At 73.7% G+C, this 13,431-nt stretch carries 13 protein-coding genes; 8 read left to right on the forward strand and 5 right to left on the reverse strand.

Translation table 11 applies throughout. The features are described 5' to 3' along the window. Window positions 1-34: 34 nt before the first annotated feature. Genes LTT61_RS07125 through LTT61_RS07145 form a run of 5 tightly spaced genes read left to right on the forward strand, consistent with a single transcriptional unit; the run spans window position 35 to window position 5,889 of the window. On the forward strand, window positions 35-928 hold the full coding sequence (locus tag LTT61_RS07125; RefSeq protein ID WP_233019137.1) for a class I SAM-dependent methyltransferase: 894 nt from the start codon (window positions 35-37) through the stop codon (window positions 926-928). Next, window positions 928-2,466 carry an ABC transporter substrate-binding protein gene (locus LTT61_RS07130; RefSeq protein ID WP_233019138.1) on the forward strand — a complete coding sequence of 513 codons (1,539 nt, stop codon included), beginning with the start codon at window positions 928-930 and terminating at the stop codon, window positions 2,464-2,466. The genes LTT61_RS07125 and LTT61_RS07130 overlap by 1 nt, the downstream gene beginning before the upstream one ends. Further along, window positions 2,463-3,407, forward strand: a complete 945-nt coding sequence (locus tag LTT61_RS07135; protein ID WP_233019139.1) for an ABC transporter permease — start codon at window positions 2,463-2,465, stop codon at window positions 3,405-3,407. Before LTT61_RS07130 ends, LTT61_RS07135 begins: the two co-directional genes overlap by 4 nt. Next, complete coding sequence (locus LTT61_RS07140; RefSeq protein WP_233019140.1) at window positions 3,404-4,402, forward strand: ABC transporter permease; 999 nt, start codon at window positions 3,404-3,406, stop codon at window positions 4,400-4,402. Before LTT61_RS07135 ends, LTT61_RS07140 begins: the two co-directional genes overlap by 4 nt. Next, window positions 4,399-5,889 (forward strand): ABC transporter ATP-binding protein, encoded by a 1,491-nt coding sequence (locus tag LTT61_RS07145; protein WP_233019141.1) that lies wholly within the window; start codon window positions 4,399-4,401, stop codon window positions 5,887-5,889. The genes LTT61_RS07140 and LTT61_RS07145 overlap by 4 nt, the downstream gene beginning before the upstream one ends. Window positions 5,890-5,924: 35 nt before the next feature. On the opposite strand, the gene LTT61_RS07150 is transcribed toward LTT61_RS07145, so the two are convergent. The 4 genes from LTT61_RS07150 to LTT61_RS07165 all read right to left on the reverse strand — a co-directional run bounded on the left by LTT61_RS07150 (window position 5,925) and on the right by LTT61_RS07165 (window position 9,500). Continuing rightward, window positions 5,925-6,620, reverse strand: coding sequence for a hypothetical protein (locus tag LTT61_RS07150; RefSeq protein ID WP_233019142.1), 696 nt, complete (start codon window positions 6,618-6,620; stop codon window positions 5,925-5,927). An 80-nt stretch (window positions 6,621-6,700) separates the two neighbouring features. Further along, window positions 6,701-7,750, reverse strand: a complete 1,050-nt coding sequence (gene dmpG / locus LTT61_RS07155; protein ID WP_233019143.1) for a 4-hydroxy-2-oxovalerate aldolase — start codon at window positions 7,748-7,750, stop codon at window positions 6,701-6,703. Next, entirely contained in the window at window positions 7,747-8,694 is a 948-nt protein-coding gene (locus LTT61_RS07160; protein WP_233019144.1) for an acetaldehyde dehydrogenase (acetylating), read from the reverse strand. The genes dmpG and LTT61_RS07160 overlap by 4 nt, the downstream gene beginning before the upstream one ends. Further along, complete coding sequence (locus LTT61_RS07165) at window positions 8,691-9,500, reverse strand: 2-keto-4-pentenoate hydratase (protein WP_233019145.1); 810 nt, start codon at window positions 9,498-9,500, stop codon at window positions 8,691-8,693. The genes LTT61_RS07160 and LTT61_RS07165 overlap by 4 nt, the downstream gene beginning before the upstream one ends. A gap of 47 nt (window positions 9,501-9,547) precedes the next feature. Between LTT61_RS07165 and LTT61_RS07170 the strand changes: the two genes are divergently transcribed. Both LTT61_RS07170 and nhaA read left to right on the forward strand, forming a co-directional pair. Continuing rightward, entirely contained in the window at window positions 9,548-10,300 is a 753-nt protein-coding gene (locus tag LTT61_RS07170; RefSeq protein WP_233019146.1) for an IclR family transcriptional regulator, read from the forward strand. Window positions 10,301-10,489: 189 nt separating this feature from the next. Then, complete coding sequence (nhaA, locus tag LTT61_RS07175; RefSeq protein ID WP_233019147.1) at window positions 10,490-11,752, forward strand: Na+/H+ antiporter NhaA; 1,263 nt, start codon at window positions 10,490-10,492, stop codon at window positions 11,750-11,752. A 1-nt stretch (window position 11,753) separates the two neighbouring features. Here nhaA and LTT61_RS07180 read toward each other — a convergent pair whose 3' ends face one another. Continuing rightward, window positions 11,754-12,698 (reverse strand): DUF389 domain-containing protein, encoded by a 945-nt coding sequence (locus LTT61_RS07180; RefSeq protein WP_233019148.1) that lies wholly within the window; start codon window positions 12,696-12,698, stop codon window positions 11,754-11,756. A 145-nt stretch (window positions 12,699-12,843) separates the two neighbouring features. Here LTT61_RS07180 and LTT61_RS07185 point away from each other — a divergent pair, with 145 nt between their 5' ends. Further along, window positions 12,844-13,422, forward strand: a complete 579-nt coding sequence (locus tag LTT61_RS07185; protein WP_233019149.1) for a hypothetical protein — start codon at window positions 12,844-12,846, stop codon at window positions 13,420-13,422. Window positions 13,423-13,431: the final 9 nt, after the last annotated feature.

Below are 13,431 nucleotides of genomic sequence, written 5' to 3' on the forward strand. Positions count from 1 at the left end.
GGGCCGCGGCCGTGGTGCGCCGGCCGGACCGACGGTGACCGGGTCGGGTCCGCAGCGCGGCACCGGCGGCACGCAGGCGGGAGCGGATCGCGGTGACGGAGCACTTCCCCGCACGCCGGGCGGAGCTGAGGCACGCAACTTCCTCACCGACAATCCGGCGCTCTACGAGGCGAAGTTCCCGGATCACGGCCACCTGGCCGCGCGGTTCGTGCACGAGACCGTGGAACGGTTCGGGGGCGGGCGTGGACTGCTCGACCTCGGCTGCGGGACCGGTCGGGACGCCGGATACCTGGCCGGAATCGGCTACACGGTGACCGGGCTCGACTCCTCCGACGCCATGCTCCGCCACGCCCGGAAAGCGCATCCCGCAGCCACTTTCGTGCACGGCGACCTGCGCGAGTTCCAGCTCGGCGCCCGATTCGACATCATCACCTGCCTGGACAGCGCCCTGCTCTACTGCCACACCAATGCCGAGCTCGCCGGCTTCCTGCGGCACTGCGCCGGGCACCTGGCCCCGAACGGCCTGCTGATCGCCGAGATGCGCAACGGCGCCTTCTTCCTCGGCAGCACCGAACTGCTCGACACCACCAGCACTCGCGCACTCACCCGGGACGGCGCCACCTACCACTCGCACACCACCCTGCGCATCGACCACTCCGCGCAACTCCTGCGCCGCAGCCGAACCTGGACCCTCCCGGACGGCGCCGCGCTGCACCAGGAATCGGCCTGGCGCCTCCTCTTCCCGCAGGAGCTGCGGTACTTCCTCGACGTCGCCGGATTCGACGTCCTCGCCCTCTTCGACGGCCCCGGCCCCCGCACCGACCCGGTGTGGGAACCCGGCGCGGCGCCGTCCGCCGACGCCGCCTCCGGCGATCGGCTGCACCTGGTCGCCCGGCTCCGGGCGGCCGCCCCCGAAGGAGAAGCCTGATGCAGCACCCCACCCTCGACCGGCGCCGGTTCCTCGGAATCGCCGCGGGAACCGGCGCCGTCGCGCTCGCCGCCGCCTGCGGCACCGGTCCCGATCCCGCCGCCGCCCCGCGTGCGGGCGGGCGGCTGCGGGCGGTCTTCGCCGGCGGCGGGGCCCGCGAGGTGCTCGACCCGCACCGGGCCAATCTGTTCGTCGAGGCCGCGCGGGCGAAGGCGCTCTACGACAAGCTCGCCGACCTCGGCTCCGACGTGGCCCCACAGCCGCGGCTGGCCGAACGCTGGGAGCCGGACTCCTCGCTGACCCGCTGGCGGATCACGCTGCGGCAGGCGGTGTTCCACGACGGCCGCCCGCTGCGCGCGGCCGACGTGCTGGCCAGCTACGCCCGCATCCTCGACCCCGCGCAGGCGCTGCGCGCCCGCTCCAGCCTCGCGGTCATCGACCTGGCCGCCAGCCGCGCGGTGGACGACCGCACGGTGGAGTTCGCGCTGCGCCGCCCGTTCGTCGAGTTCCCCAACGTGCTCGCCGCCTTCGGCGCGTACATCGTGCCCGAGGGGCACACCGACTTCGACCGCCCGAACGGCACCGGCCCGTTCGCCTTCCGCGCCTTCGAGCCGGGCCGCAGCACCCTGCTCGCCCGCTTCCCCGACCACTGGGACGGCGCCCCGCACCTGGACGAGCTGGAGTTCCTGCTCGCCAACGAAGAGTCCGCCCGGATCAACGCGCTGCTCGGCGGCCAGGTCGAGTACGCACACGACCTCTCCGCCACCACCGCGCGCAGCCACGAAGCCGGCGGCCGGGTCGCCGTGGTGCGCTCGGCGAACAGCCTGGCGCACGGCTTCGCCATGAAGGTGGACCGGCCGCCGTTCGACCGCCGCGAGCTGCGCGAGGCGCTCTTCCTGCTCGCCGACCGGCAGCAACTGGTGGACAGCGTGCTCTCCGGCGCCGGGCAGGTGGGCAACGACCTGTTCGGCCGCGGCTACCAGTACTACGACGGGGCCATCCCGCAGCGGACCGTCGACATCGATCGGGCACGCGCGCTGGTCAAGGCCGCCGGCGCCGATGGCGCGCGGATCGACCTGCTCACCTCCACCGCCTCCGCGGGCATGGTGGAGGCGGCCACCGTGCTCGCCGACCAGGCCCGCGCGGCCGGGCTCGCGCTGAACGTAGTGCAGGGCAACAAGGACACCTACTGGGCCGACACGCTGAACACCGGCGTGCTCACCAGCTTCCGCTCCGGCACCATGCCGATCGAGACGCACATCGCGCAGCGGCTGCTCGGCGGCGCGAGCAACAATGTGACCAAGTGGAACCGGCCGGAGTTCGACACGCTGTACGACACCGCCGTCGCCACCGCCGACCCGGCCGCCCGCACCGAGGTGTACGCGCGGATGCAGCGGCTGCTGCACAGCGACGGCGGCTACCTGTGGTGGGGGTTCGGGGAGAGCATCGTCGCCACCGCGCGCTCGGTCTCCGGCGTGGCGGCGGCACCCGCCAACACGCTGGACTGGGCGCGCTTCGACAAGGTCTGGATGGCGTGAGCTTCGGCCGGTACGTGGCGCGGCGGCTCGCGCTCGGCGCCACGCAGGTGCTCGCCGTCGTCATCCTGGTGTTCCTGCTGGTGGAGGCGCTGCCGGGGGATGCGGCGGTGACGCTCGCCGGGGACAACCCCGAGCCGGAGCGGATCGCGCGCATCCGCGCCGCCATGGGGCTGGACCGGCCCGCGCCGGAGCGGTACCTGGATTGGCTGGCCGGGCTGCCCCGCGGCGACCTCGGCACCTCGCTCGCCGCCGACCGGCCGGTGCGCGAGTTCCTCGCCGCGGCGGTGCCGCCGACGCTGCTGCTCGCCGGGCTCACCCTGGCGGTGCTGGTCCCGCTGGCGGTGTGGCTCGGGGTGCTCTCCGGGAGCCGGGAGGGCGGGGTCACCGACCGGGTGGTGAGCGGGGTGAGCATCGGGCTGCACGCGGTGCCGGAGTTCGCGCTGGCGCTGCTGCTGGTCGCGGTGTTCGGGGTCGGACTCGGGTGGTTGCCGCCGACCGCCGTCGGGATCGACCCGTTCACCGAGCCGGCCGTCCTCGTCCTGCCCCTGCTGGTCCTGGCCGCGCGGCCGATCTGCTCGGTCGCGCGGTTGGTGCGCGCCGGGACCATCGAGGCGCTGGAGTCCGGGTACGTCCGCCAGCTGGTCCGAATCGGACTGCCCGGGTGGCGAATACGCTACCTGCACGCCCTCCCGAACGCCGTGGCGCCCGCCGTGCAGCAGCTCGCGCGCACCGTCGACTGGCTGCTGGGCGGTGTGATCGTGGTCGAGGCGGTCTTCGTGATCCCCGGCCTCGGAACCGAGCTCATGGACGCGGTCGCCGCGCGAGACCTGCCGGTCGTCCAGGGCCTCGCGGTCCTCTTCGCGACCACGACGGTGCTGGTCAACCTCGTCGCCGACGTGATCGCGTTCCGCTCGGCCCCGCGAACGGCAGGGCTCCGATGAACGCGAACCTCGAATTCCCCGCCGGTAGTCCGGCACCGCTCCCCAGCCCGCCGACCGGCTCCCGCACCGAGCTGCGCGCGCCGGCCCGGCCGCCGACTCCGACCACTGCGCGGACCCCGCCCCAACCGCGCGATCCGGTCGAGCCGGCGAAGCCGAAGCGAGACCGGAACGCACCCCACGCGCGTCGCGCTTCCTGGGCGCGCAGCCTCGCCCCCGTCGCGCGGTACGGCGTCGGTATCGCGCTGCTGGGGGTTCCGCTGCTGCTGGCACTGACCGGCCCCTGGTTTGTCCCGGACGAGCTCACCAGGGGCATCCCGTTCGCGGGCGGCGCCGAGCACCCCCTCGGCACCGACTTCGTCGGCCGCGACGTGTGGCACCAGGTCCTGCTCGGCGGCCGCAGCGTCGTGCTGATCGCGCTCACCGCCACCGCGCTCGCCTACCTGGCCGGCATCCCGATGGCGCTCGCGGCCGCCACCACCCGGCACCGGTGGGTGGACGAGGCACTCATGCGCCCGCTCGACCTGCTGCTCGCAGTCCCCTCCCTGCTCCTGCTCATCCTGGTAGCCGGAATCGCCGACGCCGGAACCGGCATCGTGATCCTCGCGGTAGCACTGGTGAACCTTCCCGACGTGGTTCGGGTGGTCCGCGCCGCAGCGCTGGAGATAGCGGGCCGCCCCGCGGTCGAGGCCCTCCGCCTCCAGGGCGAGAGCCGAACCTACATCGCCGTCCGCTACATCGGCCGCTCGCTGCTGCGCACCCTCGCCGCCGACGTCGGCATCCGGCTCACCGCGGCGCTCTACCTCGTGGCCTCGGCCTCGTTCCTCGGCATCGGAGTCTCCCCGGACGCCGCCGACTGGGCCGTCATGGTCGACCGCAACCGCGCCGGCCTGTTCCTGCAACCCTGGGGAGTCGTCGTGCCCGCCCTGCTCATCGTCGCGCTCACCGTCGGCCTCAACCTGATCTTCGACAACGCGACCGATCGGCGGCACCGATGAACCCGGTCGCCGAGATCACGGCCCTGTCGGTCACGGTCGGTGACCGGGTCCTGCTCGCAGAGGTCGACCTGCGGGTCGGCGCGGGCGAGATCGTCGCGCTGGTCGGCGGCTCCGGCAGCGGCAAGACCACGACCGCGCTCGCCCTGTTCGGCGAGTTCCCACCCGGAGCCGAGCTGCGCGGTTCGGCGCGGGTCGCGGGCCGGGCCGCCTTCGTTCCACAGCATCCGGCGACCGCACTGGATCCGGTGCGCCGCATCGGCTCCGCGCTGCGCGAACTCGCCGGGCACCACGGCAGCAGCGACGCCGCGACCGCGCTGCGCCGCGCACACCTCCCCGGCGACCGTCCTTTCCTGCGCCGCTTCCCACACCAGCTCTCCGGCGGGCAGCAGCAGCGACTGCTCATCGCCCAGGCACTGCTCGGCAACCCGGTGCTGGTGGTGGCCGACGAACCGACCACCGGACAGGACCCGGTGACCAGAGCGGGCATCGTCGACGCACTGCGCGCACTACGCGACGCCGGAATCGCCGTCCTGGTCCTCTGCCACGATCTCGACGTCGTGCGGGCCCTTGCCGACCGGGTGATCGTGCTCGATCAGGGCCGGGTGGTCGAAGAGGGGCCCGTGGCGGCGGTCTTCAGCGCACCGGCGGCGGCGTACACCCGCGCCCTGGTGGCGGCGCAGGACGCACCACCCCCGCGCTCGAAAGTCTCCGGACTCGGTGCGACAACCTCGATCCGGCCCGATCGAGCGCGGCGGGGTGCCGCCCCCGGCCCGTCCGCTCGGGCGCAAGGCTCCTTCGAAGGCGCCTGGCTCGAGATCACCGACCTCGCCGCCCGGCACCACCGCGACACCGTACTGTCCGGCATCATCCTCACCGTGGAGCCGGGCACCTGCCTCGGAGTAGTCGGCCGCTCCGGCAGCGGCAAGACCACCCTTGCCCGCTGCCTGGCCGGTCTGCACACACCCGCCACCGGCGAGATTCGCCTGAACGGCACCCCGCTCCCCCGCACCATCGATGCCCGCGGCCGCACCGGCATCGCCGACGTGCAGTACGTCTTCCAGGACGCGGCGGGCTCCTTCGACCAGCATCGCCCGATCCTGGAGCAGATCGCCAGAACCGCGATCCGCCTGCGCGGCCTGCGCGCGAACGAGGCCCGCGCGGCCGCCGCCGAGCTGCTCGAGCGCCTCGGGCTACCAGCAAGCACCACCGCCCGCCGACCCGCCCACCTCTCCGGTGGCGAACTGCAGCGCGCCGCCCTGGCCCGCGCTCTCCTTGCCCGGCCCCGGCTACTGATCGCCGACGAGATCACCACGGCCCTCGACACCGTCACCAGAGCCGCGATCCTGGACGTGCTGGCAGCGCTCGGCACCACCCGCGTGGTGATCGCCCACGACCTCGCCGTGATCGCCCGCATCGCCGACACCGTCGCGGTCCTGCACGACGGCCGCCTGGTCGAACACGGCCCCGCGGCAGCGGTTCTCGCCTGACCGGGGCCGGCCCGCACGGGACCGGCCCCGCCCCGCTACTTCGCGGGGTACGGCGCGTTGATCGTGCTGAAGTACTGGATCGCCGCACCGATGGCGGCGGGCGCCGTCACCAGGATCTGCCCCGCGACCGTGCCGAGCGCACCGATCGCGAGCACCCCGCCGATGCAGCCGATCGCGGCCGCGGGGACGAACGGCCCGAAGAGCCCGACGATGGTCGCCGAGGCGACCGTCGCCCCGGCGATCCCGCCGAGCACGCAGCCCGCCGCGGCGCCGGTGAGCCCGCCGACCAGGGTGCCGATGGTGGCGCCCATGCCGATGGTGCTGGTCATCCGCGACCACGCCGCCTGTTCCCGGTCGTACTCGCTCTTCCAGGGCGCCCTGTCCTCGTACGGCAGCGCGACCGGCCTGTACACCGCGCGCTCCGGCTCGAGCTGCGGCGTGAGCACCGCGGTCCGGCCGGAGATCTCGGCGGCGATCGGGAACTCGAAATCGTCCAGCCGGAAGGTGAGCGGCGCACCGGCCACCGTGGCGCCCTCCGGCGAGACGATCGTCAGGACGCCGTCCACCACCTCCAGTGCGCCCGAGCCGATCTCGATGATCGAGGCGGTCTCGGTGGCACGGGCCTCGAACGTGACGGCCCCGCCCTGCCCGGGCTCGGCGCCTGCTGTGCCGGGCAGGGCACCGAGCACGGCGAGCGCCAGCGCGGGAGCGGCAAAGGTCCTTCGCAACATGATTCATCCTCATCGATCGAGCGGTACGAGCCCGCTCAGATTATCGACAACGATTATCATTAGGCAATCGGCCCCCGAGATCACCCGTTCCGCTGCGCCGCCAGCAGATCGAGCGCGATATCGGTGATCAGATCCTCCTGGCCGCCGACCAGGCGGCGCTCACCGACGGCGAGCAGGATCTGGCGGGTGTCGAGGCCGTACTGCTTCGCGGCGGCCTCGGCGTGCCGCAGGAAGCTGGAGTAGACCCCGGCGTAGCCGAGCGTCAGGGTCTCCCGGTCGACCTGGACCGGGCGGTCCTGCAGCGGGCGCACGATGTCGTCGGCGGCGTCCTGCAGCGCGAACAGGTCGCAGCCGTGCTTCCAGCCGGAGTGGTCGGCGACCGCGACGAAGGGCTCGATCGGGCAGTTGCCCGCGCCCGCGCCGTGCCCGGCCAGCGAGGCGTCCACCCGGATGACGCCCTCCTCGACCGCGACCACCGAGTTCGCCACCGAGAGCGAGAGGTTCTGGTGCGCGTGGATGCCGATCTGGGTGCCCGGATCCAGGATGTCGCGGTAGGCGCGCACCCGGTCGCGGACCCCGTTCATGGTGAGCCGCCCGCCGGAGTCGGTGACGTAGACGCAGTGCGCGCCGTAGGACTCCATGAGCTTGGCCTGCTTCGCCAGCGCCTCCGGCTCGGCCAGGTGCGACATCATCAGGAAGCCGCTGACGTCCATGCCGAGCTCGCGGGCGGTGCCGATGTGCTGGGCGGAGACGTCGGCCTCGGTGCAGTGCGTCGCCACCCGCACCGAGGTGACGCCCATGGCGAAGGCGCGCTTCAGCTCGGCGACCGTGCCGACGCCGGGCAGCAGCAGGGTGGTCAGCTTCGCCCGGTGCACCACCGCGGCGGCGGCCTCGATCCACTCCCAGTCGGTGTTGCTGCCGGGGCCGTAGGTGAGGCTGTGCCCGGCCAGGCCGTCGCCGTGGGTGACCTCGATGGCGTCGACGCCCGCGGCGTCCAGCGCGGCGGCGACCCGGCCGACGTTCTCCGGGGTGATCCGGTGCCGCATGGCGTGCATGCCGTCGCGCAGCGTGACGTCCTGGATGTAGAGCGCGGCGCCGTCGACGGCGCTGGGGCGGGTGGTCTCGGTCATCGGACTGCCTCCGAAAGCAGGGTGTCGGCGATCTGCTCCGCGACCTGCAGGGCGGCGGAGGTCATGATGTCGAGGTTGCCGGCGTAGGCGGGCAGGTAGTGCGCGGCGCCCTCGACCTCGAGGAAGACCGCGACCTTCCACAGCCCGGGCCCCCGGTCGACGCCGCCGGTCAGCGTGGTGACCGGCTCGGCGTCGTCCAACCGGGTGAACTGCACCTCCTGCTTGAGCCGGTACCCGGGGACGTACTTCGCGACGGCGGCGACGGTGTTCCGCACCGACTCGCGGATCGCGTCCTGGTCGGGGTTCGTCACCAGGGTGAGCACGGTGTCACGCATGATCAGCGGCGGCTCGGCCGGGTTGAGCACGATGATCGCCTTGCCGTGCGCGGCGCCGCCGACCTTCACGATCGCCTCCGAGGTGGTCTCGGTGAACTCGTCGATATTGGCGCGGGTGCCGGGCCCGGCCGACTTCGAGGCGATGGAGGCGACGATCTCGGCGTAGTGCACCTCGGTCACCGCGGCGACGGCGGCAACGATCGGGATGGTGGCCTGCCCGCCGCAGGTCACCATGTTCACGATCGGGGCATCGATGTGCTCGTCCAGGTTCACCGTCGGCACCACGAACGGGCCGACCGCGGCCGGGGTCAGGTCGATGATGCGCTTGCCGTAGGGGCGCAGCGCCTCGACATTGGCCAGGTGCGCCTTGGCCGAGGTGGAGTCGAAGACGATCTGGATCTCGTCGAAGAGCGGGTGCTCGATCAACCCCTGCACGCCGCTGTCCACGGTGGCGACGCCGAGCCTGCGGGCGCGGGCGAGGCCGTCGGACTCGGGGTCGATGCCGACCAGCACGGCGATCTCGACGTGCTCGGCGACGCGGAGCAGTTTGATCATCAGGTCGGTGCCGATATTGCCCGACCCGATGACCGCGGCTTTGATCCGGCTCATGCTTTCCTGCTTTCGGGATTGGTGAAAGTGGCGGTGACGCTGCCGATTCCGGAGAGCTCGGCCCGGTAGGTCGCCCCCGGCGCGACCGGCGCCAGCGGGCCGAGCGCGCCGGAGAGCACGATCTCACCCGCGCGCAGCGGGGAGCCGAACTCGCGGGCGGTGTTCGCCAGCCAGGCCAGCGCCGCCCACGGACTGCCGAGGCAGTCGGTGCCGCGCCCCGCGGAGATCTGCTCGCCGCCGGAGGTCAGCACCATGGTGACCTGCTCCAGGTCGGGGGCGTCGGCGACCGGCAGCGACGCGCCGAGCACGTAGAGCCCGGAGGAGGCGTTGTCGGCGACGGTGTCGGCGAACGCGATATCCCAGTTCGCGACCCGGCTGTCCACGATCTCCAGCGCGGCGTGCACCGTCCGGACGTAGCCGGGGGCCTCGGCGGCGGTGATCGGGCCGGTGATGTCGGCGGCGAGGGTGAAGCCGATCTCGGCCTCGATGCGCGGCTGCAGCAGCCTGCCGAAGTCCACCTCGGCATCGCCGGAGCAGTCGAAGTCGTCGAGCAGCACCCCGAAGTCGGGCTGCTCCACGCCGAGCTGGCGCTGCACCGCGGGCGAGGTCAGCCCGATCTTGCGGCCGACGACGGTGCGGCCGCCCGCGAGCAGCGCCGCGAGGTTGCGCTGCTGGATGGCGTAGGCCGAGGCCAGGTCGTCCGAGGCGATCAGGTCGCGGATGGGGGCGCAGGGAATACCGGTCGCCGCGGCGGCGGCGAGCCGTGCGGCCGCCGCCTCGATCGTCTGGGGTTGCACCGTTGTCATGGTTCGTACGGTAGGCCCGCCGCGCGGCCGTGAATAGGATCTGTCCCATGAAACGGGACAACCTGTCGCTGCTGCAGCGCTCGGCGCTGGTGCTCGACGCCTTCCCCGGCGGCACCGCGCTCTCCCTCGCCGAGGTGGCGGCGCGCACCGGGCTGCCCCGCTCGACCACGCACCGGGTGCTGACCGGGCTGGTCGAGCTGGGCTGGCTGGCCCGCACCGGCGGCGGCTTCGAACTCGGGCTCGGGCTGTTCGAGCTGGGCGAGCGGGTCGGGCTCAAGTACCGGCTGCGCTCGGCGGCGCTGCCGTTCATGCAGGATCTCTACGCGGTGACCGGGCAGACGGTGCACCTGGCGATCCGGGACGGGCTGGACGCGGTGTATGTGGAGAAGATCCACGGCCACGCCGCGCTGCCGCTGCCCTCGCAGATCGGCGGCAGGCTCCCGCTCACCTGCACCGCGGTCGGCAAGGCGCTGCTGGCTCCGGAGCGGCCGGAGGTGCGGGCCGCCGCGCTGGCCGCACCCGCGCGCAGCTACACCGGCAACTCGATCACCGACCCGGCGCGGCTGGCACGGGAGCTGGACGCGGTGCGGCGCACCGGCGTCGCCGTCGAGCGCGAGGAGTCCACGCTCGGCTGCTGCTGCCTGGCCGCGCCGGTGCTGCAGGCCGGGCAGCCGGTGGCCGCGCTCTCGGTCTCGGTGCCGACCGGCGACTTCGCCCCCGAGCTGCTCGCCCCCGCGGTCCGCACCGCCGCGCTCGCGCTCGGCCGGGTGCTCTCCAAGGGGGCCGCGACCGAGCTCTGAGCTCCGCCCGCCGGAGCCGACCGCCGCGCTCGTCCGAAGGCTCGGCACTCCGGCGGCTGCCCGCCGGGCCGGGAGAGCCCGCATTTGCCCGCGGTCAGCCGGTCCGGCAGAGTAACCACCGGTGCGCCGGGAAGTCTGGTCGGCACCCGGCCCGGCTGTGGGCCGGGTTCTTCGTCGAAGGGACCCGTCATGCCGAGCCTGCTCCGCCCCGGTTCCTGGGCCGAGGCCCAGCGGCTGGCCGCGATCCTGCGCACCGAGACCGCGGGCGGGCTGCTGCTGATCGGGGCCGCGCTCGTCGGCCTGGTCTGGGCGAACAGCCCGTGGTGGCACGGGTACGAATCGCTGCGCGACCTCCAGGTCGGCCCGGCGGCGCTGCACCTCGACCTGAGCCTGCACGCCTGGGCCGCCGACGGCCTGCTCGCGATCTTCTTCTTCGTGGTCGGGCTCGAACTGAAGCGCGAGTTCGTCGCCGGTGACCTGCGCGATCCGCGCCGGGCGGCGCTGCCCATCCTCGCCGCGGTCGGCGGGATGATCGTGCCGGCGCTGATCTTCGTAGCGGTCACCGTCCGCACCGGCGGCGACGCGCTCGCGGGCTGGGCGGTGCCGACCGCCACCGACATCGCCTTCGCCCTCGCGGTGCTCGCCCTGCTCGGCGCCCACCTGCCCGCCGCGCTGCGCACCTTCCTGCTCACCCTCGCGGTGGTCGACGACCTGCTCGCCGTCACCGTGATCGCCGTCTTCTACACCGACGACCTGCGGCTCGGCTACCTCGCCGCCGCCGCGGTCCCGCTGGCGGTGTTCCTGGTCGCGGCCAGGCGGCGCCTGCCGGGATGGCTGCTGCCGGTACCCGCCGTGCTCACCTGGTGGCTGGTGCACCAGTCCGGCGTGCATGCCACGGTGGCCGGGGTGCTGCTCGGACTGGCGGTGCCGGTGCTCGCCGCGAACTCCGACGGCCCCGGCCCGGCCGAGCGGCTCGAGCACCGCGTCCGCCCGCTCTCGGCCGGCTTCGCCGTCCCGGTGTTCGCGTTCTTCGCCGCGGGCGTGCACCTGGGCGGCGCGAGCGCCTTCGGCGCGGCGCTGCGCGACCCGATCACCGTCGGGGTGGTCGCCGGGCTGGTGCTCGGCAAGGTGGTCGGCATCGTGCTGACCAGCTACCTGCTCGCCACCTTCACCCGCTCCCGCCTCGACGACGACCTCGCCTGGGTGGACGTGCTCGGCGTCGGGCTGCTGGCGGGCATCGGCTTCACCGTCTCCCTGCTCATCGCCGACCTCGCCTACGACGATCCGCTCGCCACCGACCACGCCAGCATCGGGGTCTTCCTCGCCACCGGCACCGCCGCGATCCTGGCCGCCCTCGTGCTGACCGCCCGCAACCGCGCCTACCGCCGGATCGCCGAACGCGAGCGGCGCGACGACGACAACGACGGCATCCCGGACATCTACCAGCCCTGAGTCAGCGTCCGGGCAGCAGCCGGGACAGCCGCCAGCGCCCATCCCCCTCCTGCGGCCCCAGGTAGAGCACCGCGACCCCGGCCACCACGATCCCGGCCAGGTTGAGTGCCAGCTGCCCGATCGACATGAGCGCCGCGTGCCACTCGCCGATCGTGCTCGCGACCACCGCGAACCCGGCCGCGGGCACCGTCGTCACCGAGATGAAGACGCCGACCAGCGCCGCCGACTTCGCGGTGCAGAGCGCCAGCATCCCGGCCGCGCCCGCGAGCACCGCGACCACCAGCGAGAACGGCCCGACCCGGTAGATGAAGTCGACGTTCTGCGACGCCTCGAATCCGGTCAGCGTGATCCAGCCGAACTGCTCCCAGCACAGCGTCGCCGCCAGCGTGATCGCCATCGCCAGCGGGAAACCGGCCAGCAGCGCCAGCGCCGAGCGCCGCACCAGCGCCCGATCCCGGCGCACGACGCCGACCGCGAACGCGGCGAGCGGGCCGAACTCGGGGCCGACCACCATGGCGCCGACGATGGTGACCGACGAATCGGTGGCGACCCCGACCGCCGCCAGCAGGCAGGCGATGGTCAGGAAGGCGAGGAACGAGGCGCTCAGCGTCGACTCCTCGTGCGTGCGGGCCAGCAGCTCCTCCCACACCACCGCGTCGGTCGGCTCACCGGGCGCCGCCTCGCCCGCGCGATCGGCGGCGTCGGAGAGCACCGTCTCGATCGGCTCCAGCGTGATGGCGCCGGCCTCCGCCAGCCCGAGCCGCTCGAGTCCGGCGAGCACGGTGTTCGCCGCCTCGCGCGCCACGTCGGCCTGGATCAGATCGCCCTCCGGCGCCAGCGCGGCGCCGGGCAGCAGCGACAGGTGGGTGACGCCGGGATCGGCGCGCAGCGCCGCCAGCACGTCGGGGGTCGAGCCGGGCGGACTGATGATGCGCAGGTGCAGCACGACGGGGCTCCCTCCGGTTCCGCCCCACGTGGGCTCCGCAGAATCTACCGGTGTGCCGCCCCGGCCGCACCCGCCGTAACGTGCCGCGCGCCACACGCGACATGTTTGCCGAGAGTGTGCTGAATCGGGCCGGGCGAGCGGAGGCATGGTGGACGGCGACGGTGCCGGACGGACGGGCGATCCACCCGCGGCACGCTGGGCCGAGCGGCTCGCGGAGTTCGCCTGCTGCCGGGTCCGCACCCGTCGGGACGGCCCGCACGACGGCAGCGGCGCGATCACGGTGACCACGCTGGTCTGGTCCGACGGCCCGACCGTCACCCAGATGCGCGCGCTGATCGCCGAATTCGGCGCGCTGGAGCCACGGCTCACCGGCACCGCGCTCGGCTTCGAGCACCGGCACACCGCCCGCGGCCGCGCGCTCGGCGTCCTGGCCTGGCTCGACCGCGACCCGGCGCGGGTGCGGCTGCCCGCGGCGATCGTCGCCCAGCTGGCCGCCGAGCAGATCGGCTACCCGGAGGCGGCGGCCGCGCTCTGGCAGGTTCGTGCCACGGGTTTGCTCGACCTCGGTTCGCCGGTCGGCGAGTTCACCCTGCCCGCACTGCGGCTGCTCCAGCAGTCCGCCCGGGCCGACGGCTGGCCCGCCGCGCTGCACTGGCTGGACGGGCAGGCCGAGGAGCCGGGCACCCGGCACACCGTGGTGCACCGACCGCACCGGAGGTGGTAACTCCACTTT

Source organism: Nocardia asteroides (genome assembly GCF_021183625.1).
Taxonomy (GTDB): domain Bacteria; phylum Actinomycetota; class Actinomycetes; order Mycobacteriales; family Mycobacteriaceae; genus Nocardia; species Nocardia asteroides_A.